Genomic DNA, 22,885 nt, shown 5'->3' with positions numbered 1-22,885 from the left:
GACAGAAGACAAAAGCCTCCTTAGGGTCCGAGAGTCAACGCTGACTCGTCTTCAAGGAGGAAGATCTCCAGTGCGAATCCCCTCACGTCATCGAAGAGGCCTCTCAGGCCTGCTCGGAGCCTCGCTGCTCGTCCCGCTCGCCTTCGCCGGAGCGCTCCCTTCCGCCCAGGCGGCCGACACCGAGATGGAGCCGGGCGTCACGCTCCGTACCTTCCAGCTCGCCCAGGACCCCGGGTCCGTGTGCACCCTCAAGTCGGGAACCACGCCCAACGTCGACAAGCTCATGCCGACGATCGACTGGAGCACGCCCGAGCAGTTCGGCGCGTCGGACCGCTTCATCACGCACGCGCTCGCGACGCTCACGGTTCCCGCCGAGGGCGAGTACACGTTCCGCGTGACCAACGACGACGGCGCGCTCGTCTACGTCGACGACCAGCTCCTCCTCGAGAACGACGGCCCGAACGACTCGACGTCGGTCGAGGGGGCGATCACCTTGACCGCAGGGGCGCACGACCTGCGGGTCGAGTACTACGAGGGCACCGACAAGCAGCGCCTGACGCTCGCGTGGAAGACCCCGGGGTCCTCGACGTTCCAGGTCGTCCCGACGTCTGCCCTGAGCACCGAGGCGAACGTCGTGCGGGTCACCGCGCCCGGCAACAAGTACTGCGAGGGGGCCACGGACACCTCGGGCGACGGGCTGCGCCTGGACACGGTCAACCCGAACTACGAGCTGATCGACCTGCGCCCCGCGGGCTTCGAGCCCAAGGTCTCGGGCCTCGCGTTCACGCCGGACGAGAAGCTCGCCGTCGTGACCACGGGCGACGTGAGCTCCGGCGGCTGGCGGCCCGACCCGACGACCGGTGAGGTGTACCTCCTCGACGGCGTGATCGACGCGACCGGACCCGAGGACGTCACGGTCACCAAGGTCGCGGACAAGCTGCTCAACCCGATGGGCATCGAAGTCATCGAGGACTCGATCTTCGTCTCCGAGCGGTACCAGCTCACGCAGCTCACCGACCCGGACGGCGACGGCTTCTACGACACGCACACGAAGATCGCGGGGTGGCCCGACGGGGGTAACTTCCACGAGTTCGCGTTCGGCCTGATCCACGACGAGAACTACTTCTACGTCAACCTCTCCGTAGCGATCGACAACGGCGGCGCGACGACCACCCCGCAGCCCGCCGCCAACCGTGGCACGTCGATCAAGATCGACCGCGCGACGGGCGAGGTCACCTACGTCGCGGGCGGCCTGCGCACGCCGAACGGCATCGGCTTCGGCCCCGAGGGCGAGATCTTCGGGACGGACAACCAGGGCGCGTGGCTGCCCGCGAACAAGCTCGTGCACATCGAGCAGGACAAGTTCTTCAACCACTTCACCACCCCGGCCGGGCCGTTCGACGCGAACCCCGTGTCCCAGCCCGCGCTGTGGCTCCCGCAGAACGAGATCGCCAACTCCCCAGGCAATCCGATCCTCGTGCAGGACGGCGAGTTCGCTGGGCAGATGCTGCTCGGCGACGTCACCTACGGCGGTCTCCAGCGCGCGTTCCTCGAGAAGGTCGACGGCGAGTTCCAGGGGGCGGTCTTCCGCCACACCGCGGGCCTCGAGGTGGGCGCCAACCGCGTCATCACGGGCCCCGACGGCGCGCTGTACGTCGGCGGGACGGGCGAGGGCGGCAACTGGGGCGAGTCCGGCAAGCTGCGGTTCGGCCTGCAGAAGCTCGCGACGGTGAACGAGGACTCGTTCGACATGGTGGAGATGCGCGTCGTCGAGGGCGGGTTCGAGATCGAGTACACCGACCCGGTGTCCGACGCCGTCGTCGCGAAGCTGGCCGACGCCTACAAGCTCACGCAGTGGCGCTACGTGCCGACCCAGCAATACGGCGGACCTAAGGTCGACGAGCAGCCGCTGTTCGTCACGGACGCCACCGTGTCCGAGGACCGCACCACCGTCACCCTCACGGTCGACGGGCTCAAGCCCGGCCACGTCGTGCACCTGCGCTCCCCGCGCCCGTTCGCCTCGGACGAGGGTGCCGAGCTCCTGAGCACCGAGGCCTGGTACACGCTCAACTCGCTGCCCGGCTACGTCGCCCCGGCGGACCGCGGCTGGTACGAGGCCGAGGAGGCGCAGCCGCTCGGTGGCTCGAGCCTCGGCTCGGACCACAGCAACTACTCCGGCACGGGCTTCGCCGCCGGTATGCAGAACGTCGGCTCCGGCCGCACGTTCGCCGTGACGGTTCCCGAGGCGGGCACCTACCCGCTCAACCTGCGCTACGCGAACGGCATCCACCCGTACACCGAGCTGCGCTCCAAGGACGTGTCGCTCTACGTCAACGGCCAGAAGGTCGGCCCGTGGACGCTGCCCACGACCGGCGACTGGAAGGTCTGGGACACGATCACGCGCGACGTCGCTCTTACGGCGGGGCACAACACGATCACCCTCAAGTACGACCAGGGTGACCAGGGCAACGTGAACCTCGACGTGCTGTCGATCGGGCAGAACCCCGACATCTGCTCCCCGGCCGACGTCGAGGACGGCTACCGCGGCATCTTCGACGGCACCCTCGCGAGCCTGGCCGACTGGAAGCTCGCGGGCTCCGGGACGTTCGGCCGCCAGGACGACTGCTCGATCCGCACCAACGGCGGCATGGGTCTGCTCTGGTACACGGCCCAGGAGCTCGAGGAGTACTCGCTCAAGCTCGACTGGAAGCTCGTCAAGGACGACAACGGCGGCGTGTTCGTCGGCTTCCCGAACCCCGGCAACGACCCCTGGGTCGCGGTCAACCAGGGGTACGAGATCCAGATCGACGCGAGCGACGCGGCCGACCGCACCACGGGCGCGATCTACACGTTCCAGGGTGCGGACGCGGCGGCCGTGAGCGCGGCCCTCAAGCCCGTCGGGCAGTGGAACGCGTACGACATCCGTGTCGAGGGCGACCGCATCCGGATCTACCTCAACGACGTGCTCGTCAACGACTTCACGAGCACCGACCCGGCGCGCGACCTGTCGAACGGGTTCATCGGCATCCAGAACCACGGCGCCGGTGAGACGGTCTCCTACCGCAACATCCGCGTCAAGGACCTGGGTGCCGAGGCCGAGCCCGAGCTCGCGGTGTCGGTGACGGTCCAGCCCAAGTGCGTGGCCGGCAAGGTCACGCTCAACGTGCGTGCCGTCAACGACGACACGGTGCCGGTCGACGTCGTGCTCAGCACGCCGTTCGGCAAGAAGACCATGGTCGGGGTCCTGCCGGGCAAGTCCGCCCAGCAGACGTTCGCGACGCGCTCGACCTCGATCGAGGCCGGGGCGGCGACCGTGACGGCGAGCGCGGGGGACAAGGAGGTCGTGGTCGAGACGGCCTACGACGCGTCGAGCTGTGGCTGACGTGACAGCTCCTCGCTGAGTGCATGGTTCGGCTGCGACACGCCCGGCGTGTCGCAGCCGAACCACGCACCCACCACGACAGGCGCAGCCTCGTTTGCTGCTGCGGCGCAGCGTCTGTCACCATCTGCCGGGGCGTCGACGACGACGTCCCACCGTGTCGTCGGGAGGTAGTCGACCCATGCTCGCGCACCTGGGACGGGTCATGGCCCGGCATCGCATCGCCGTCCTCGCCCTGTGGGGAGTGCTCGCCCTGCTGGGCGCGGTGATCGGCGGCGGGGTCTTCGACCGCACGACGACGGTCGACAGCCTGCCGCCCGGCGCGCCGTCGGCCCGGGCCCAGGCCCTGCTCGACGAGCTCGACCCGCAGGGCGAGACGCTCACGGCGGTCGTCGGCGGGGTCGACTTCTTCACGCCCTCGCTCGTCGAGAGCGGGAGCCGCGTGATGCACGAGGTCCGGGAGATGCCGGGGGTCCTGGAGGTCTCGGACGCCTTCACGTCCGGTGGGCTGATCTCGGACGACGGCCTCGGTTCGCTCGTCGTGGTCGAGCTCGACCCCGACCTCACGGACGAGCAGGCGCTCGAGGTCGGGGACCGTGTGGCGGCTGCTCTCCAGACCATCGACGCCCCTGAGGTCGTCGTGGGCGGGGAGCTCATGGCCGAGCGGACGTTCGCCGACATCGCCACGGCCGACGCCGTGGTGGGGGAGTCGGTCGCCCTGGTGGTGCTGTGCGTCGTGCTGGTGCTCGTGCTGGGCGGCCTGCGGGCCGGGCTGGCACCGATCGTCGCCGCGCTCGCGTCGATCGCGGCCTCCCTCCTCGCGCTGAGCGCGCTCGCCGGAGCGGTGCCCGTGAGCGAGTTCGCGGTCAACGTCGTGACGCTCCTGGGCCTCGGCCTGGCGGTGGACTACAGCCTCCTGGTGATCGTGCGGTTCCGGGAGGAGCGTGAGGCGGCGCCCGGGGCCCCGCTCGAGGAGCTGCTGGCCCGGACCGTGTCGACCGCGGGCAGGGCGGTCCTCGTCTCGGGGCTCGCGGTCGCGTCGGCGCTCGGTGGGCTGCTCGTCCTGGCGGACCCCCTGCTCGCGAGCATGGCGCTGGGCGGCCTGCTCGTGGTGGCGCTCACGACGCTCGCCGGGCTCACGCTCGTGCCTGCCCTGGTCGCGGTGCTGCGCGCGTCGATCCCGGCCGCGCGGACCCGGACTTGGGCCCGCCGCCGCACGGGGCGCGGCTCCGGTCTGCTCGCCCGGTCCGCGGCGTTCGCGCAGCGCCGCCCCGTGGCCGTGACGCTCGGGTCGACTGCGGTCCTCCTGCTCCTGAGCGCGCCGCTGGCGTCGCTCGCGCTGGGCGCCTCGGACGCCCGCTCGCTCCCCCCGGGGACGCCGGAGCGGGTTGCCCAGGAGAGGATCGAGCAGGACTTCGAGATCCTGGGCGTCCAGCCGGTCGAGCTCGTGCTGGGGGCGCCCGTCGAGGATCCCGGCGTCCAGTCGTTCCTCGACGCGGTCTACGCGCTGCCCGGTGTCGAGGACGTCGAGCACCTCACCGACTTCCCGCCCGACGTGACGGTCGCCGAGGTGACCCCGGTGGGCACCGCGACGGACGAGACGGCGCAGGCCGTGGTCCGGGACGTGCGGGCGCTCGACGTCCCGTTCTCGGTGCAGGTCGCGGGCCCCGCGGCCGAGCTGGTCGACGCGACGCAGCAGTCGCGCGACCGGCTGCCCTGGGCGTTCGCCGTGGTCGTGCTGCCCGCGATGCTCCTGCTGGGCTGGCTCACCCGCTCGGTCGTGGTCCCGCTCAAGGCGTTGGTCCTGAACCTGCTCGCCCTGACCGCGTCGCTGGGGGTCCTGGTCGCGGTCTTCCAGTGGGGCTGGGGTGCGCGGTTCCTGGGCTTCGAGCCCACGGGAACGATCGACGCCACGAGTCCGGCGCTGCTGTTCGTCTTCCTGTTCGGCCTGTCGATGGACTACGAGGTCTTCCTCCTCGCGCGCATCGCGGAGGAGTGGCGCCGTCGGACGGGGGACGACCGCCGCGCGAACGACCGCGCGGTCCTCGCGGGCATCGTGGCGTCCGGTCCCGTCATCACGGTCGCGGCCGTGTCGATCGGGATCGTGTTCGCGGGCTTCGCGCTGGGTGACCTCGTGGCCATGAAGGAGATCGGGGTGGGCATGGCGGTCGCTGTCCTGCTCGACGTCACGATCGTCCGCGGCCTGCTCCTCCCGGCCTCGATGTCGCTCCTGGGGCGCTGGAACTGGTGGTTCCCGGGTGCGCGGACGCGCCACGGCCTCGGCGTCGGGCCGGACGAGGTGGGGGGGGCGGGCCCCCCCCCCGCCCACCCTCGTGGGCAGCGGGACGTCAGCAGGCGCCGGCCGGGGCTGACGGTACGGCCCGCAGGAACCCGGGCGCGCCGAGCCCTGCTCGGGCGAAGGCTGCGGCGACGGCTTCCGCGACGGTGTCGGCGCGGTCGGCCGGGACCAGCGCGATCGCGGACCCGCCGAACCCGCCGCCCGTCATGCGCGCGCCCAGGGCGCCGGCGTGCCGTGCGGCCTCGACCGCGACGTCGAGCTCGGTCGCGGAGACCTCGTAGTCGTCGCGCAGGGACGCGTGGGACGCGTCCATGAGCGGCCCGACGTCGGAGGCTCGCCCCGCGCGCAGCAGCGACACCAGGTCCTGGGTCCGGGCGATCTCGGTCACCACGTGCCGGACGCGACGGCGCGAGACGTCGTCGGGCAGGCGGTCGAGCGCCTCGCCGAGGGCCTCGGCGAACGCCGCCTCGCCTCTCGGGGTTCCCTCCGCGGCGGCGATGACCGAGTCCGCGAGCTCGCGCAGGTTCGCGAGCCCCAGGGTCGCGGCGGCCGCCTCGCACGTCGCCCGTCGCTGCGCGTACTGGCCGTCGACCAGGGCGTGCTCGGCCCGGGTGTCGATCACGAGCAGCGCGAGCCCCTCGGCCGCGAGGTCGAACGGGATCTGCTCGACGGCGCGGGCAGGGTCGAGCCCCGGCCGGCAGTCGAGGAGCAGCGCATGGCCGGGGGCGCAGCGCAGCGAGGCCGACTGGTCCATGCCGCCCGTCGGGGCGCCCGCGACCTCGTTCTCGGCGCGGATCGCGGCGGCTGCGAGCGTCGCGCGACCGGCGTCGGTGGCCGCGAGACCCAGGCCGGCGACGTCGTCGATCCCGACCGCGACCGAGCACTCGAGCGCGGCCGAGGACGACAGGCCCGCGCCGTAGGGTACGCACGAGTCGACCACAGCGTCGAAGCCGCGGATGGTCTCGGCCGAACCGCCGGTCGCCTCGAGGTGCTGCCCGAGCGCCCAGGCGACCCCGGCCACGTACGCGGCCCAGCCGGTCACGGCTCCGGGCGCGACGTCCTCGAGCCGCCCGGTCCACGCGGCGCCGGGCTCCTGGGCCGAGGCGAGGCGCACGACCGAGTCGGTCCGGGGGCGCAGCGCGACGTACGTGCGGTGGGGGAGCGCGATGGGCAGGCACAGCCCGGCGTTGTAGTCGGTGTGCTCGCCGATGATGTTGACGCGCCCCGGTGCGGCGTAGACGCGGACCTCGGGGGCAACGTCCGCCTCGTCCCCGCCTTCCGTGCCGTCAGTGGGGTACGCGGCCGCGAAGGCCTGCCGGACGCGGTCCGCACCGACGTCGTCGGGCCAGGACTCGACCCACTGCGCCGCCGGGGCCGGGGCGAGCGCCTGCAGGCGCGCCGCGATCCGCTCGGGGGTGGTGTCGCTGACCCAGGCGCCCATGCCCGACTCCGAGCCCGCGAGGTACTTGAGCTTGCCCGGTGCGCGCAGCACCGAGAAGACCTGCAGGTGCAGGCGCGAGAGCTCGCGCCCCTCGCGCACCGGGGCCTGGTGCCAGGCCGCGATGTAGGGCAGGGGGACGGGCGCGCCACCCGGCCCCTCGAAGAACAGGTCGAGGCGGCGCAGGAGCTCGAGGTAGGCGACCGCGAGGTCGTCGCGCTCGGCGTCGGTGAGCGCGGGCAGGTCGGGCACGTCCCGGCGCGGCGCGACGTGCACCTCGACGGGCCAGCGGGCCGCGAAGGGCACGTAGGCGACCCAGTGCTCGGTCTGCAGGACGATGCGACGGCCGTCGGCGAGCTCGGCGTCCAGGACGTCGCGCAGCAGGTTGCCGCCCGTGCGTTCGTGGTGCGCGCGGGCCTGGGCGAGCATCGAGCGGGTCTTGGGCGTGAGGTACGGGTAGCCGTAGATCTGCCCGTGGGGGTGGTGGAGCGTGACGCCGATCTCCTGGCCGCGGTTCTCGAAGCAGAAGACCTGCTCGACGCCAGGCTCGCGCCCGAGGGCCTCGGTGCGGTCGGCCCACGCGTCGATGATGGTGCGCACTCGCTGCGGGGGCAGCGCGCCGAACGACGAGGAGTGGTCGCTCGAGAAGACGATGACCTCGCAACGGCCCGACGCCGGAGCGCGGGTCTCGAGGGTCCCCTCGCCCTCGAGCGCTCCGTCGACGTCGGAGACGCCCGGCACGAGCTGGAGCGACGGGAAGCGGTTCTCGAAGACCACGACGTCGTAGTCGGTGTCCGGGACCTCGCCGTCCGAGTAGGCCGCGCCGGGGCGGGCCGGGCACAGCGGGCACGAGTCCGCAGCTGGCAGGAACGTGCGGTTCATGCGGTGCGCGGCCATCGGGATCCAGTCGCCCGAGAGCGGGTCGAGGCGCATCTCGGGGCCCGTGTAGGGGTGCTCGTGCCCGTCGGGGCCGGTCACGGCGGCGAACCGGTCGCCCAGCGGGCGGGGGTCGTCGAGCCGACGCGTGAGCTCGCCCGCGACGTACGCGGGCGAGTCGTCGAAGTAGACGAGCTCGCGGCCGTCGGCCAGGCGGGTCGGGGTGCGGCGCAGGTGCTGGTTCATCGGGAGGTACGACCGTCCTGGGGTGCGGGGGTGGGTGGGTACGGGCCAGGCAGGGCCGGCGGAGTCGGCTCGTCGCGCGAGGCGACCACGAGCTGCTCGACGACGTCGCGCACGGCTGCCTGGTCGCCGGCCGGGAGGGCTTCGTCGGTCACGAGGACGTCGACCTGGTCGAGCCGTGCGAAGACGCTCAGGCCCGTGGTGCGCCACTTGGTGTGGTCGGCGAGCACGACCGTGCTTCCGGCGATCGCGACGAGCGCTCGGTTGGTCGCGGCCTCGTCCAGGTTGGGGGTCGTCAGCCCGGCCTCGACGCTCACGCCGTGCGCGCCCAGGAACGTCTGGTCCACGCGCAGGCTCGCGAGCGCGGCCTCGGTGAGGGGGCCGACCAGTGCGTCCGACGGCGTCCGGGAGCCACCGGTGAGGACGGTCTCGAGCCGCGGGTCGCCCGCGCGGTGCAGGGCCTCGGCGACCGGGAGCGAGTTCGTGACGACGGTCAGCGGGCGCAGCCGCGGGTCCGCCGCGATCTCGACCGCGAGCAGGTGCGTCGTCGTGCCCGCGGACAGGGCGATCGAGGACCCGGGGGAGACGAGACGCGCGGCGGCGCGGGCGATCGCGCGCTTCTCGTCGAGAGCAAGGGTGCTCTTGGCCTCGAACCCGGGCTCGTGGGACGTGGCCTGAGGCGAGACCGCGCCGCCGTGGACCTTGCGGAGCAGGCCCTGCTCGGCGAGCTCGAGCAGGTCTCGGCGGACCGTCATGTCGGAGACGCCGAGCTCCTGGGTCAGGTCGGCGATCCGGACGGCACCGTGGTCGCGGAGCCCCGCGAGGATGCGTTCGTGGCGCTGGGAGGCGAGCATGCAGCCATGGTGACACATTCGAACAGAAACAAACAATGTTGAACATGGTGGGGCTGGTCGTGGCGAACGTCCCGGTCGGCACGGTGGACGGCGCCGCCGCCCGACGACGACGGGGGCGCCCGCGAGCGCCGGCTCGCCGACCACCCGGGCGGGTGGTCGGCCGTCGAGGGGTGCGTCCCGGGGTCAGATGCCCCCGCGCAGCGCGGCGATCGGCTCGATCGCCGCCGCCTTGAGTGCGGGATAGGTCCCCGCGAGCAGGCCGATCACGCCACCCAGGAGCGCCGAGCCGATCGCCATGCGGATGTCGAGGATGGGCGTCCACTCCTGCGCGACCGACACGATCACGACCGTGAACACCCCCAGCGACGCGCCGACCAGGCCGCCCAGGAGCCCGATGACCACGGACTCCACCACGAACTGCCCGGCGATGTCCCGCTTCGTCGCGCCGAGGGCACGCCGCAGACCGATCTCCCCCACACGTTCCATGACCGACAGCAGCGTGACGTTCGCGATGCCGAGGCCACCCACGAGCAGCGCGATCCCGCCCAGGGCCAGGAAGATCGCGTTGATGTCCGCCTGGACGTTCTCCTGGAGCGAGGAACCGCTCGCCGGCGCCTGGGCCTTGAAGGACTCGGGTGAGTTGGGGTCGAGGGCGACGGGCCCCTGCTCGGCGACCAAGGAACCGGCACCCGTCTCGATGTGGATCTGCAGCTCCTCGGGCGCGCCCACGAGGAAGTCCTGCCTCGCCGTGCCGACCGGGAGCACCACCGCGTCGAGGAGGTCCGTGCGTCTCTTGACGTCGCCGTAGATCCCGATGACGGTGTACGCGTCCTCGCCGATGAAGATCGACGGCTGGCTGTCGACGCGGTTGATGCCGAGCTGCTCGGCGGCGCGCTCACCGAGCACCACGACCCGGTCGTTGCGCGCGTCGTGGCCGCTGTCGAAGAAGCGTCCGACCACGACCTGCCCCCGCACGGCGTCGAGCAGACCGGCGGAGCCCGCGACGACCGCAGGGCTCGCCTTGTCGGCGACCGACGGGTCGTTGACCGGCACGGCCGTGACCTGCCGGCCCTCGACGTCGACCGGAGCGACGAGCCCCGCAGCGACGACCCCGTTGATCTGGGTGACGCGCTCCGCGCCGTCCCACGGGATGCGGCCCTTCGGGCGTGCGTCGTCCCCGGTGCCGGCCTTGGCCGGGGTGATGACGACCTGGGTCGCGGCCACGGCGTCGAACTGGCGGCTGATCTGACCCGCGGCGGTCTGCGCGAGACCGACCGTGATCACGACCGACGCGATGCCGAGGACCGTGCCGAGGATCGTCAGGACCAGGCGCCCGGGACGGGCGCCGATCCCGTGCGCGGCCTCGGCGAAGAGGTCGCGAGCGTTGAACCGGTCGCGCGCCCGGCCTCGGTGGACCCGCTGCTTCGACGTCCGTCGGCCGCTCGTGGGTACGTCGCCTGGCGGGTCCTGCGTCGCCCGACCAGGCACCCGGGCCTTCAACGCCTCGAACGCCCTCATCGGTCGAGCTCCGTGAGCCGGCCGTCGGCGATCCGCACCCGGCGCTGTGCCCGGGCGGAGACAGCCGGGTCGTGGGTGATGACCACGAGCGTGAGCCCGTCCGCGTGCAGCTCGTCGAACAGCTCCATGATCTCGACCGAGTTGGTCGAGTCCAGGTTGCCCGTCGGCTCGTCGGCGAGGAGGAGGTGCGGGCTCGCGACGACGGCACGGGCGACCGCGACGCGCTGACGCTCCCCGCCCGAGAGCGTGGTCGGCGTGAAGTCGACGCGGTGCGACAGGTGGACCCGGTCCAGAGCGGCCCGCGCGCGCTCCTGCCGTTCGCCCCTCGGCACGCCGCTGTACAGCGTCGCGAGGAGGACGTTGTCGAGCACCGTGCGGTGCGGCAGCAGGTGGAAGGACTGGAAGACGAAGCCGATCCGGCCGCCCCGCAGGGCAGAGCGCACCGACTCGGACGCGCGCCCGGTCGCCACGCCGTCGAGCAGGTAGTCCCCGGACGTGGGCCGGTCCAGGAGACCCAGGAGGTTCAGGAGCGTCGACTTGCCCGAGCCGGACGGGCCGATGATCGACACGTAGTCGCCCGGTTCGATCCGCAGGTCGACCGACGTCAGGGCGTCCACGACGGGCGGCCCAGGAAAGCTCCGGGTCACGTCCACGAGCTCGACGACCGCTGGAGGGGTATCGACCGTCACGGTGCCGGGACCCGCCCCGACCTGGTCGTCGGCAGGGGCCGCCGGGGTGTCCCGACCACCGTCGAGGACGCTCGCGGGGGGACCTGCCGACCCGTTCAGGCCGAGCCAGTCGACGTCCCCGGTCACTTGCCGACCACCACCTTGTCACCGGGCTCGAGGGGGTCGTCGGACGAGACGATCTCGACGAACCCACCGGCAGCGAGGCCGGTCGTGACCGGCACGAGGTCGGTCGCCCGGTCCTTGCCCGTGCTCTTGCTCGGGGTGGCGGCGTCATCGCGCAGGACCTCGACCCGGGACTCGCCGCCCGGCCCGGCGGTCAGCGCCGCGAGCGGCACGGCGAGCACCTCTCCGTCGGTCGAGCTCACCGGGATCGTGAGCCGGAGGTTGCTCCCCTGCAAGAGGGTGATCTGCTCCGGCGTCAGTGCGTCCGGCGCGAGCGAGACCGTGAAGCGGGCGCCCTTCTTGGCCTCGGCGCCCGACTCCTTGCCCTCGCCGTCCGCCTTGCGGGCCTCGACCGACGTCACGGTCGCGGTCCCCTCCGAGTCGTCCGGCAGGGTGAAGGTCGCCTTGGCCCCGGGCGCCAGGAGCTCGGCGTCGGAGGCACCGGCCGACGCCTCGATGACGAGCGTCGCCCCGGAGACCGCCATCACGGGGCCCGAGATCGTCGCGCCGCGCTCCACGAGCACCTCGTCGACGCGTCGCGGCAGGCCGGAGAGGAAGAGCACCTCGCTCGCAGGCAGCGCGGTCAACGTCTGCGTGCGGGCCTCGCCCAGCGCCTTCTTGGCGTCGTCCAGCTGGCGTTGCGCCCTGGTGACCGCGGCGGTCTGTGCCGCGACGTCCTTCGGCTTGTCGAGCGCAGCCCGCTGCGCCCGCGCGAGCGTGAGCGCGTCCTGCGCGCCCGCGACGTCCCCTGGCTGGGGCGGTGTCCCGGGCTCGGCTGCGGGGTCCGTCGTCCCGGCCTGTGCGGCGGCCAGGGCTCGCTCGGCCCCCCGCACGGCGTTGTCCGCCTCGAGTTTCTCGACCTCGGTCGCTCCTCCCCTCGACGTCGAGAGGTCCGCGCGAGCCGAGGTGAGCGCGTCCTCGGCGTCCTTGACCCCCTGGGTCGCGGCCTCCACGCCGTCCTTCGCCTCGTCGCCGCTCGACGGCGAGGGATACCCGACGTTCGCGTAGAGCTTGTCGACCGCGGTCGCCGTCGCGGCGTCGTAGACGTTGCTGTCGGCCTTCCCCGGGTCGATCCCGACTGCGGTGAGGGCCGCCTTGAGCTGGGCGACGTCCGGGCCCGAGACCCCCACGCGCAGGGTCCGGTAGGCGGGGAGCTCGCCGGGCAGGACGATGACCGGGCGCCCCGAGACCTCCAGGGCGATCGACGTCTGGCCGAGCTCGGCCCCGAGTGCCGGGACCTGCCCGGTCACGACCGCGGGACCGCCGAGGTCCGCGGTCTCGACCTTCACCTGGACGGCGTCGTCGTACTTGACGTCTCCGCGCAGCGTCACGTCGTTCGCGATGACCTTCTTCTCGACCGGGACGGTGATGAGCCCGGCGTCGGGGGCCTTGGCGTCTGCGGCAGCCTGCGCGGGGGAGACGACCAGGCGGCTCACGACGATGCCTGCCAGCAGGCTCAGGACGGCGATCCCGGCGACGAGCCAGATGAGGCGGTGGCCCCGCAGCCCGGTACCGGGTACGTCGACCGCCGCCCCGCCCGCCTGCGCACCCTCGACGTCGGTCGCCGGGGTGCCGCTCGTGCGGTCTGCGCGGGAGCGAGAGAGCCTCACTTCTCGAGCTCCTTGTAGGCGGCGGCCACGCGGTCCAGGAGGTCCTTGTTCTCGTCGACGAACGTCTTCTCGAGCTCGAACTGGACCGTGCGGTGGACGTCCTGGTACCCCACCTTCTCCTGGCAGGCGTAGTCGGCCACGGCCGTGCTCCTCTCCTCCTCCTGGAGCGTGGTCAGCTCGTCCTCGCTGGGGCCCTCGCCGGTCTCGTTGTCGTACAGGGCGTTGGACGCCTCCATGAAGTAGTCCATGGCCGCCTGCGGAGTGGTGTGGTCCAGTCCGGCCTCAGCCATGCAGTCGGACCACTTCGCGGCGGCCTCGGTCAGCTTCGGCGACTTCTCGACGTCCTCGTAGAGCTTGGTGGTGGCCTCGCTGAACGCGGTCATCTCCTCGGACTCCCAGAGCTCCTGCTCGCCGCCGCTCGCCTCGTCCTGGGCGATTCCCTGACAGCCCATCTCTTCGGGGGTGAACTGCGGCATCTCGCCGTTCTCGTCGGGCTCGGCCGAGCTCATGGCACCGTAGAGGGCCTCGTAGTAGGCGTTCATCTCGGTCTCGGACATCGACGCGAGATACTCCTGGTTCGGGTCGACGAACGAGTCCATCTCGGCCTGCTCCTCCTCGCTCGGCTCCTGGTAGATGGTCATGCCGTAGCCGTACTCGGCGGCGTACTTCTCCGGGTCGTGCTCCTCCTCGTCGAAGGTGACCATGCCGGCGCTGTGGTCGACCGGGATGTACTCGAAACCCTGCTCGACCATGCAGGCGGCCGTGAGCTCCTCGGTCTTGCGGTTCTGCTCCTCCCACTTCTTCTGCTGCGCCTCGCTGTCGAGGTCGCCGCTGATGGACTCGTAGAACGCGGTCAGCGGGCTGTCCTCGTCGGCGGAGGGCGCGTCGGCGCCGCCCCCGCAGGCAGTGAGCAGGAGCATCCCGGTGAGGCTGAGTGCCGTGATCGCGGCGGGCCGTGTCGAGGGTCGACGCATGGTGCATTCCTTCGTTCGGTGGGAAGTGGTGGGTTGGCGTGCGTGGGGGGACGTCTCGTCGGACGAGCTCATGGCGCGTCCCAGCCGGAGACCTTCTCGAACTGGGCGACCGCCTGCTCGACGAGCTCCCGGTTCTCGGTGAGGAAGTCCGCCTCGAGGTCGTGGCGGACCGTCTGCTGCTGCGCGTCGTAGTCGATCTCGGTGCGGCACGCGAGGTCCGCGGTCGCGGTCGCCAGCTCTCGCTGCTGCAGCGCGGCGTACGCGGGGTTCTCCAGGGTTGCGCTCTCGAGGGTCGGGAAGTCCGTGGTGAGCTCCGTGACGATCGACTGCAGGGCGTCGTCGGGGTGGCTGAAGCCGACGATCCCGGCGTCGGACATGCAGTCGGCCCACTGCTCGTGGGTGGCCGTGAGCCGCGGGTCGTCGGCGATCCGGACGTCGATCTGCGCCATGGAGGCCTGCAGGGCCTCGAGCTCCGGGGTGAACAGGAACGAGGCGGGGTCGGGGCCGACCTCGTCCTCGGCGATCGCCCGGCACCCTCGGTCCTCGGTGGCGACGCTCTTGCGGACGTCCTCGGTGCCGGTCGCGGGGTCGGTGCCCCACAGGGCCGAGTCGTACGCCGCCTTCTGCGCGGCGGACATCGCGTCGACGAGGTCCTGCTGCGGGTCTCCCTGCTCCTCGAGCAACCGTTCACCCTCGGTGATCTCCTCGGTGCGACCGGGGGAGTCGGTCACGCCGTAGCCGTACTCGGCGGCGTACTCGGGGGTGCCTTGCTGCGGGGCGCCGTCGAGGTCGGCGACGGTGACGACCGGCAGGTCGGGAACGTAGTCGAACCCCTGGGCCTTCATGCAGTCCGCGATGGCGTCCTCGTGCCTCGCCACCCAGTCGATCTGGGAATTCTCCTCGAGGAAGGTGTCGAACCTCGCGAACAGCGTCAGGTCGAGAGGCGACTGCTCGCTCTCCGGTGCCGTGCATGCCGCGAGCGACAGTCCGGCGAGGAGCGCGAGGACCGGGGCCCTCGCGGGCGCTGGCCGGGCGCGCCCGGGCCCGGACGGCCGGGTGGATGACGGTAGGTTCATGCGGTGCCCCCCCTAGGACATGCGTGTCGACACTGCGCGCGGCCTCGACCGCGGTGGTTCGTCGGGCTCTGGGAGGGCGTGCGCTGCTGTGCGGCACGCCCTCCCACGAGCGTCGGGTCAGTAGCGGATGGCGTCGATCACCTTGACCCGGACCGCGACGAGCGCGGGGATCAGACCGGCGAGAGCGCCCACGCTGACTGCCGCGACCATGCCGGTCACGGCGGCGGAGACCGGGAAGCCCGGCTGGTCCTGGACGGGCGAGCCCATCATGGTGTCGAGCGGGACGTTGTGCAGGATCACGATCGCGAGCGAGACCCCGACGACCCCGGCCACGACGGTCGCGACGACGCTCTCCATGAGCACCGAGAAGAAGACCCGACCGGAGGACGCCCCGAAGCTGCGGCGGATGCCGATCTCGCGGATCCGGTAGCGCACGGTGACGAGCGCGATGTTGACGAGGCCGAGGCCGCCCAGCAGGAGCGCGACCGCGCTCACGCCCAGGATGACCCACTTGGTGGCCCCGTCGATCATGTTCATCTCCGGGCTGTCCATGCGGGACACGTCGACCTGCGCCCCGGCGATGGCACCGGACAGGTCACGGCGGACCGCGTGGGTGAGCGCGTCGACGGTGTCGGTCGGGACCCAGAGCTCGAGCATCGGCGGCCCCGCGTTCATGAGCGACTCGGGGGTGCTCCACCGCAGCTTGGACTCGACGAGCATGTACGCGCTCGGCGACTCGCCCGGCCAGGTGTTGGCGTAGGAGCCGATGATCGTCGCCTCGACCGGGTTCTCTCCGCCGATCGTGATCGTCGGATGGTCCTCGATACGCTGGCCGAGCGCGTCGAGGAACGCCTGGTTGACGACGAGCGCGGGGGAGAGGTTGTCGGCGTCGCTCTCGGTGAACCACCGGCCGCCGTCCACCACGAAGCGGTGCATGGTGGCCCAGTCGGCGCTGACCGCGTTCGTCTGCGTCGGCATGGTCCCGCCGGGGAACCGGAAGGTCGTCTCGGACCACATGACCATGGACGAGTACTCGACCTCGTAGCGGGCCGCGATGTCCTCGTAGGCGGCGACGTACTCCTCGACGCCCGGGATCTCCTGACCCGTCGGGTACGCCGAGACGCTGAGGGTCGCCGGGCGGCCGCTCCAGCGTTCGTTGGCCTCGGCCGACACCTGGCGCAGCATGTCGCCCGCCGCCGTGATGGTCGTGATCGCGCAGACCGCGACCGCGACCCCGATGAGCGCGAGCAGCACCCGGAGCTTGTGGACCCGCAGCTCGTCCCACGCCTCGGCCAGGGCACCGAAGAAGCCGGTCACGAGGCCACCACCGAGTCGTCGAAGAGCCCGTCGACGCCGGTGCGGGGACGGGGCGTCCCGGCCGGCTCGGCGCCTGCCGCCGGGGCGGGCGCGACCGGGCCCAGCGTGACGGCGACGTGCTCCGCCTGGTGGTCCTCGCCGTCGGGCACGTGCTCCATGCCGGAGCCCAGGCCGTCGAGGGAGCCCGCGCTGCGCGCTCCGATCGCGATGGGCGTGAGGACCCCCTCGGCGAGCCGGAAGTGGCGCTTGGCGCGCGAGGCGACCGCGAGGTCGTGCGTGATGGCGATCAGGGCGGACCCGTTCTCCTGGGCGATCGTGTCGAGCAGGTCCATGACCTCGCCGCCCGTGTCGACGTCGAGAGCGCCCGTGGGCTCGTCGGCGAGGATCACGCGCGGACCACGGACCAGCGCACGGGCGATCGCGACGCGCTGCTGCTCGCCGCCCGAGAGCTTCTCCGGCATGGTGTCGAGGCGGTCGCCGAGGCCGACGCGCTCGAGCATCTCCGCCGCGAGGCGCTTGCGGGCCCAGAACTGCTTGCCCTGGGCGTAGAGCAGCGGAGCGGCGACGTTCTCGAGGGCCGTGCGCGCCTGGAGCAGGTTGAACTGCTGGAACACGAAGCCGAAGTCCGCGCCGCGCCGGCGCGCGCGCACCCGCCCCGAGAGGCGGCCGATGGGCACGCCGTCGAGCAGGAAGTCGCCCGCCGTGGGCGTGTCGAGCAGCCCCAGGATGTTGAGCAGCGTGGACTTGCCGGTCCCCGACCGGCCGACGATCGAGACGTGCTCGCCCGCGTCGACCGTGAGGTCGATCCCGCGCAGGATCTCCAGGATCCGGTCGTCGGGGAGGCGGACCGACCGGGTCACGCCGTGCAGCTCGAGCAGGCTCATCCGGCCGAGCCTCCGTACATCATGCCCTCGTCGACCGGGGCGACGTCCTGGCCAGGAACGAACTGGAGCACGAGGTCGCCCTCGGCGACGCCCTCGACGATCTGCACCTGGGTGCCGTCGGTGATGCCGAGCTTCACGGCCGTCTCGACGGGCTCGCCGCCCTCCTCGCCCGCGAGCCAGACGTTGCCCGTCTCGACCGATCCCTGGACCGCGGTGATGGGGACGAGCAGCGCGTCCTCGGCCGAGCCGGCGGTGACCTCGAGCTTGGCCGCGAGGCCGGCGAAGACCGTGACGCCCGCAGGGACGGCACACGTGATCGACGCGGAAGGCGTCGCACCGGGCTCGGCGCCCGTCGGGTCCGGGTTCTCCGCAGGAGCCGCGGCGGCCGTGCCCATGCGCAGTCCGGTGCACGTGAAGGGCGCGGGCCCGCCGGTGACCGTCACGGTCGCCTCGGTGGGGATGGTCAGGAGGCGGAACTGCTGCTCCGGGAGCATCGAGGCGGACACCGACAGCGTGCCGGGGGAGACCGTCGCGAACGTGTCGCCGACCGCGACCTCCTGGTCCTTGATCGCGGTGAAGGTCGCGACCGAGCCGGGCGTCGTGGCCTTCATGGTGCTCTTGGTGACCTTGGGCTTGCGCTCGGTCACCGTCTCCTCGCCCGTCTCCTTGTTCGTCGTGACGAGCGGCTCCTGCGGCGTCTCGAGGGTGACCTCCAGCAGCGGGGCGCCGACCGCGACGACGTCGCCGACCTTGGCGTGCACCGCCGTGACCTTGCCGAGCTGGGTGACCTTCTCCGTGCTCGCCGGGTCCGCGACGACCTGGCCCGTGAGGGTCACGGTGTTGGTGATGGGTCCCTTGGCCACGGCCACCTGCGGCAACGTGACGACGGCCGAGGGGGTCTCGGTGTCGCCCTCGGCCTGCGGCGCGGACTTGAAGGCGATCACGACGAGGGTGACGGCGATCACCGCCCAGATCACGATGCGAAGGGCTGGGAAGATGATCCGGCGGGTGACGCCCACGGCAGGTCTCCAGGTGAATCCGATGAGCAGGAGGCTCAAGGTCTTGGCATGCTCCGGGAAGCCTAGGGGGGCCGATTCGGCCCGCGTATCCACCTCAGGTATGAGATGTCTGCGCAGAAGATCACGATCAGGTGTGGTTCCTGCCGTGATGCGTTGTCGATGCCCCCCTGGGCGACCGGCGCTGGTCACGCTTCTGACGAACGATGTGGGCACCCTACACCCGGGACAGGTGTGCCAGGTCACACGGTCGGGCTCGGACGGCGCCGACGTCCGTGCGCGTCGTCGGGTGCGGGCGCGAGGCACGACGAAGGCCCGCCCCGGGGGAGGCGGGCCTTCGCGACGTTCGGGCGGTGAAGGGGGGTCAGACGGGAGAGAGACCCAGCCGTCGACCCGCGAGGCCGCGGCTGCGGGCGGCCAGGTTGCGCGCGACGCCGCGCAGGGCGACGGCCGCAGGGGAGTCGGGGTCGGAGAGCGTCACGGGGGTGCCGTCGTCCCCGGCCTCGCGCAGCGACATGTCCAGGGGGACCTGCCCGAGCAGCTCGACCGGTCCGCCCGTCGCGGCCGTGAGGTTCGCCGCGACCTTCGCCCCGCCGCCGGCCCCGAACAGCTCGAGCCGTGACCCGTCCGGCTGCTCGAGCCACGACATGTTCTCGACGACGCCCACGACCCCCTGCTGGGTCTGCGTCGCGATCGATCCCGCACGCTCCGCGACCTCGGCGGCCGCGACCTGCGGGGTCGTCACGACGAGGATCTCGCTGGTCGGCAGGAGCTGTGCGACCGAGATCGCGATGTCGCCCGTGCCGGGCGGCAGGTCGAGCAGCAGGACGTCGAGGTCGCCCCAGTACACGTCCGCGAGGAACTGCTGGAGCGCCCGGTGGAGCATGGGCCCGCGCCAGATCACGGGTTGCCCCTGCGGCACGAACATGCCGATCGAGACGACCTTGACCCCGTGGGCGACGGGCGGCAGGAGCATGTTGTCGACGCGTGTGGGCTGGCGGTCCACACCGAGCATGCGGGGGATCGAGAAGCCGTAGATGTCGGCGTCGACGACCCCCACGCTGAGCCCGTCCGCGGCCAGGGCGACCGCGAGGTTCGCGGTCACCGAGGACTTGCCGACGCCACCCTTGCCCGACGCGATCGCGTACACCTTGGTCAGCGAGCCGGGCTTGGCGAAGGGGATCTCGGGCTCGCCCACGCCTCCGCGCAGCATGGTGCGCAGCTCGGTGCGCTGCTCGGCGCTCATGACGCCGAGGTCGACGCTCACCTCGCCCACGCCCGGCACGGTCTGCGCCGCGGCCGTGACGTCCTTGACGAGGGTCGACTTCATGGGGCAGCCCGCCACGGTCAGGTCGACGCCGACGACGACGCGCGCGCCGCCTGCCGCAGTGCCGTCCCCGGGCGCGGCGCCCTCGGCGCCCCCCGCCACCTCGACCGACCGGACCATCCCGAGCTCGGTGATGGGGCGCCGGATCTCCGGGTCCATCACCTGGGTCAGAGCCGTCCGGACGAGATCCTCGAGAACGTCGGTCGTGGGTGTTGCAGAGCCGCCAGCCATGGCCCCATCCTAAGCGGCCCGCTAGCGTTCGAGGATGGACGCCCTGGCCTCGATCGCGCGTGACTCGGCTCTCTTCCTCGACGCGGTGCGCGCCGCGCCGCCCGGGGCGCGCGTCCCGGCCTGCCCGGAGTGGGGAGTCGCGGACCTGACGTACCACCTGGCCGAGGTGCAGTCCTTCTGGAGCGCCGTCGTCGGGCCGGCAGCGGGTGAGGGCCTCGACGCCGACGACGTCGCTCCCCTCGCGCGTCCGGCGCACGACTCGGCGCTGCCCGACCTCGCCGCGACAGCCACCGCGCGCCTGCTCGCGGCCCTCGCGGGCCGCGATCCGTCCGAACCGTGCTGGTCCTGGCACGACGCGGGGCGCACCGTGGGGTGGGTGTCCCGGCGCCAGGCCCACGAGGCCCTCGTGCACCGGGTCGACGCCGAGCAGACCGCGGGACGGGACGTCACGGGCGCGGACCCGCAGGTAGCGGCCGACGGGGTCGACGAGGTCCTGCGCGTCCTGGTCGACGGCATCCCCGCCTGGGGGACGTTCACGCCCGACGGGAGCACGGTCTCGGTCGCGGTCGACGGGCCGGGGGAGACGCCGCGGTCGTGGGAGCTCGCGTTCGGGCGGCTCACGGGGGTCGGCCCCGAGTCGGGCACGGCGTACGACCTCGACTCGGCGCAGCTCGTGGACCTGCCCGGGTCCACGACGGCCCAGGTCTCGGGCCCGGCGTGGGCGCTGGACCTGTGGCTGTGGGGCCGGGCCGACCGGCAGGGGCTGACGGTCCACGGCGACCCCGCGCTCGTGGACCGGCTGCGCGCCGTCGCGAACGAGGGGATGCAGTAGCCACCGCCTGACCGCGCGAGGCGCTGGAGCAGGCCCGGACCGCCCCGGACCGCTCGGACCCGCCCTACTGCTCGGTCGTGGTGTCCGGCCCGCGGCGTCCGGTGGTCGCGCGGCGCCCGTCGCGGTTCGCGCCGCGGCCGGACGTCGAACGGGGCAGCGGGGAGTCGAGGCCGCCCCGGCCGGACGCGCCCGTCGAGCCCGCCGAGCCTGTCGTCGAGCGGCCGACGTCGGCGGCCTCCGCGGCGCGCTCCGACTCCTTCTCGTCGAGCTCCTCGAGCAGGTTGCGGATCTCGGAGCGCACGAAGTCGCGCGTCGCGACCTCGTTGAGCGCGATGCGCAGCGCGGCCATCTCGCGCGCGAGGTACTCGGTGTCGGCGAGGTTGCGCTCGCCGCGCTGGCGGTCTTGCTCGGCGCTCACGCGGTCGCGGTCCGTCTGGCGGTTCTGCGCGAGCAGGATGAGCGGGGCCGAGTACGACGCCTGGAGCGAGAGCATGAGCGTCAGGGCCGTGAAGCCCAGGGCCGCCGAGTCGAAACGCAGCGACTCGGGTCCCCACGTGTTGAAGCCCAGCCACAGGAGGCAGAACACGGTCATGTAGAGCAGGAACCGCGGGGTGCCCATGAACCGGGCGATGCCCTCGGAGATCTTGCCGAACGCGTCCTGCTCGACGCGGACGCGCGGCAGGAGGGTGCGGCGCGCGGCCTTGGGCGTGTCGAGGCGCTCAGCCACGGAGACCTCCTCGGCGGATCGGGAAGGCGGAGGACGCGGGAGTCTGCGTGCCGAGGCTCGACTCGTCCGCGTCGTCGTCCGTCTCGCGCCAGTCGTCGGGCAGCATGTGGTCGAGCACGTCGTCGACGCTGATGGCGCCCAGCAGGCGCTTCTCGTCGTCGAGCACGGGCAGGGCCAGCAGGTCGTACGCCGCGAGCAGGCGCGTGACGCGCCCGAGCGGCGCGTCGGGGCGCACCCACTCGATGTCGGAGTCGAGCACCGACCCGACCGACACGTGCGGGGGCTCGCGCAGGAGCTTCTGGAAGTGCACGACGCCCAGGAAGCGTCCGGTGGGCGTCTCGAGCGGGGGGCGCACGACGAACACGAGCGCGGCGAGCGCGGGCGGCAGGTCCTGCCGGCGGATCTGCGCGAGGGCCGTGGCGATCGTGGTCTCGGGTCCGAGGACCACGGGCTCGGTCGTCATGAGACCGCCCGCGGTGTCCTCGTCGTACGCGAGGAGCCGGCGCACGTCGCGCGCCTCCTCGGGCTCCATGAGCTCGAGGAGCTCGGCCGCCTGCTCCTGGGGGAGCTCGTGCAGGAGGTCGGCGGCGTCGTCGGGCTGCATGGCCTCCAGGACGTCGGCCGCACGGTCGGTGTCGAGGCCCGAGAGGATCGCGACCTGGTCGTCCTCGGGGAGCTCCTCGAGGACGTCGGCGAGGCGCTCGTTGTCGAGGGCCGTGGCGACCTCGAGGCGGCGCGTGTCGCCGAGGTCGTGCAGGACGTCGGCGAGGTCGGCGGGCTTGAGGTCGTCGTAGGCCGCGAGCAGGCGGGCGGCGCCCTGGGTCTCGGGCGTCCCGGCGAGGCCTGTGACCGCGCCGATCTCGACGACGAACGCGTCGCCGCGCCGCCGGATCCCCAGCGCGTTGGGGGTCGTGTGACGGCGCACGAAGAGCTGGTTGACGAGCCAGTCGCCCGTGCGCTGCTTCTCGATCGAGAGGTCCTCGACGGTCGCGGACCCCGAGCCGTCGACGAACTGCACGGTCCGGTCGAGCAGCTCGCTCACCGCGAGGGTCTCCATGGCGCGCTGCTCGAAGCGGCGCATGTTGACCAGGCCGGTGCTGATGACCTGTCCCGCGTCGATGCTCGTGACGCGGGTCAGGGGCAGGAAGACGCGTCGTCGACCGGGCACCTCGACCACGAGGCCGACGGCGCGCGGGGCCCCCTTGGGGCGGAGGAGGACGACGACGTCACGCACGCGTCCGACCTGGTCACCGAGGGGGTCGAACACCGCCGTACCGGCCAGGCGCGCGACGAAGACGCGGGTAGTTGCACTCACGTCGCAAGACTACGCACCGCGCGGTGCGGTGGCGCCTCGACGGTCCGGCGACCTGGAGGAGAGGAGGTGCCGACCCTGTGCCGACCGTGTGCCGAGCGGCCCGGGCGGTGGCAGCGTG

15 protein-coding genes and 2 pseudogenes are annotated in these 22,885 nt (G+C 72.5%); 3 read left to right on the top strand and 14 right to left on the bottom strand.

Annotation, left to right across the window (positions count from 1 at the left end):
* The first annotated feature begins 70 nt into the window (after positions 1–70).
* Positions 71–3,382 carry a family 16 glycoside hydrolase gene (locus H9640_RS03920; RefSeq protein ID WP_318243629.1) on the top strand — a complete coding sequence of 1,104 codons (3,312 nt, stop codon included), beginning with the start codon at positions 71–73 and terminating at the stop codon, positions 3,380–3,382.
* 178 nt (positions 3,383–3,560) lie between these two features.
* Positions 3,561–5,639, top strand: a pseudogene (locus H9640_RS03915) (MMPL family transporter); the annotation flags it as partial.
* A gap of 88 nt (positions 5,640–5,727) precedes the next feature.
* Here the strand turns inward: H9640_RS03915 and galK are convergent.
* From galK to H9640_RS03860, 12 genes and pseudogenes are all read right to left on the bottom strand, one after another.
* Positions 5,728–7,071 carry a galactokinase gene (galK, locus tag H9640_RS18955; protein ID WP_225226710.1) on the bottom strand — a complete coding sequence of 448 codons (1,344 nt, stop codon included), beginning with the start codon at positions 7,069–7,071 and terminating at the stop codon, positions 5,728–5,730.
* Positions 7,057–8,238 (bottom strand): annotated as a pseudogene (gene galT, locus H9640_RS03910) (galactose-1-phosphate uridylyltransferase); the annotation flags it as partial. The pseudogene galT and the gene galK, both read right to left, overlap by 15 nt.
* On the bottom strand, positions 8,235–9,089 hold the full coding sequence (locus H9640_RS03905) for a DeoR/GlpR family DNA-binding transcription regulator (RefSeq protein WP_225226648.1): 855 nt from the start codon (positions 9,087–9,089) through the stop codon (positions 8,235–8,237). The gene H9640_RS03905 and the pseudogene galT, both read right to left, overlap by 4 nt.
* A gap of 183 nt (positions 9,090–9,272) precedes the next feature.
* Complete coding sequence (locus H9640_RS03900) at positions 9,273–10,607, bottom strand: ABC transporter permease (protein ID WP_191789399.1); 1,335 nt, start codon at positions 10,605–10,607, stop codon at positions 9,273–9,275.
* The gene (locus tag H9640_RS03895) at positions 10,604–11,296 is read right to left on the bottom strand and encodes an ABC transporter ATP-binding protein (RefSeq protein ID WP_191789483.1); all 693 of its coding nucleotides are present in this window, start codon (positions 11,294–11,296) and stop codon (positions 10,604–10,606) included. Before H9640_RS03895 ends, H9640_RS03900 begins: the two co-directional genes overlap by 4 nt.
* Positions 11,297–11,418: 122 nt before the next feature.
* Positions 11,419–13,068, bottom strand: coding sequence for an efflux RND transporter periplasmic adaptor subunit (locus tag H9640_RS03890; protein ID WP_318243628.1), 1,650 nt, complete (start codon positions 13,066–13,068; stop codon positions 11,419–11,421).
* Entirely contained in the window at positions 13,065–14,042 is a 978-nt protein-coding gene (locus H9640_RS03885) for a hypothetical protein (protein WP_191789398.1), read from the bottom strand. Before H9640_RS03885 ends, H9640_RS03890 begins: the two co-directional genes overlap by 4 nt.
* 68 nt (positions 14,043–14,110) lie before the next feature.
* Positions 14,111–15,118 carry a hypothetical protein gene (locus H9640_RS03880; RefSeq protein WP_191789397.1) on the bottom strand — a complete coding sequence of 336 codons (1,008 nt, stop codon included), beginning with the start codon at positions 15,116–15,118 and terminating at the stop codon, positions 14,111–14,113.
* Positions 15,119–15,235: 117 nt separating this feature from the next.
* On the bottom strand, positions 15,236–16,435 hold the full coding sequence (locus tag H9640_RS03875; RefSeq protein ID WP_191789396.1) for an ABC transporter permease: 1,200 nt from the start codon (positions 16,433–16,435) through the stop codon (positions 15,236–15,238).
* Entirely contained in the window at positions 16,432–17,319 is an 888-nt protein-coding gene (locus H9640_RS03870) for an ABC transporter ATP-binding protein (RefSeq protein ID WP_191789395.1), read from the bottom strand. Before H9640_RS03870 ends, H9640_RS03875 begins: the two co-directional genes overlap by 4 nt.
* Positions 17,316–18,377 (bottom strand): efflux RND transporter periplasmic adaptor subunit, encoded by a 1,062-nt coding sequence (locus tag H9640_RS03865; protein ID WP_191789394.1) that lies wholly within the window; start codon positions 18,375–18,377, stop codon positions 17,316–17,318. Before H9640_RS03865 ends, H9640_RS03870 begins: the two co-directional genes overlap by 4 nt.
* A gap of 322 nt (positions 18,378–18,699) precedes the next feature.
* Entirely contained in the window at positions 18,700–19,893 is a 1,194-nt protein-coding gene (locus tag H9640_RS03860; protein WP_191789393.1) for an Mrp/NBP35 family ATP-binding protein, read from the bottom strand.
* 34 nt (positions 19,894–19,927) lie between these two features.
* Here H9640_RS03860 and H9640_RS03855 point away from each other — a divergent pair, with 34 nt between their 5' ends.
* Positions 19,928–20,725, top strand: coding sequence for a maleylpyruvate isomerase N-terminal domain-containing protein (locus tag H9640_RS03855; RefSeq protein ID WP_191789392.1), 798 nt, complete (start codon positions 19,928–19,930; stop codon positions 20,723–20,725).
* Between the two features lie 64 nt (positions 20,726–20,789).
* Here H9640_RS03855 and H9640_RS03850 read toward each other — a convergent pair whose 3' ends face one another.
* Positions 20,790–21,452: a DUF1003 domain-containing protein gene (locus H9640_RS03850; protein WP_191789391.1), complete on the bottom strand. Its 663-nt coding sequence runs from the start codon at positions 21,450–21,452 to the stop codon at positions 20,790–20,792.
* Entirely contained in the window at positions 21,445–22,767 is a 1,323-nt protein-coding gene (locus H9640_RS03845) for a magnesium transporter MgtE N-terminal domain-containing protein (RefSeq protein WP_191789390.1), read from the bottom strand. Before H9640_RS03845 ends, H9640_RS03850 begins: the two co-directional genes overlap by 8 nt.
* Between the last annotated feature and the right edge of the window lie 118 nt (positions 22,768–22,885).

It is taken from the genome of Oerskovia gallyi, assembly GCF_014836745.1.
Taxonomy (GTDB): Bacteria; Actinomycetota; Actinomycetes; order Actinomycetales; family Cellulomonadaceae; genus Oerskovia; species Oerskovia paurometabola.
The sequence above is the reverse complement of the archived record's forward strand: the minus strand, read 5'-3'. Positions and strand labels throughout refer to the sequence as shown.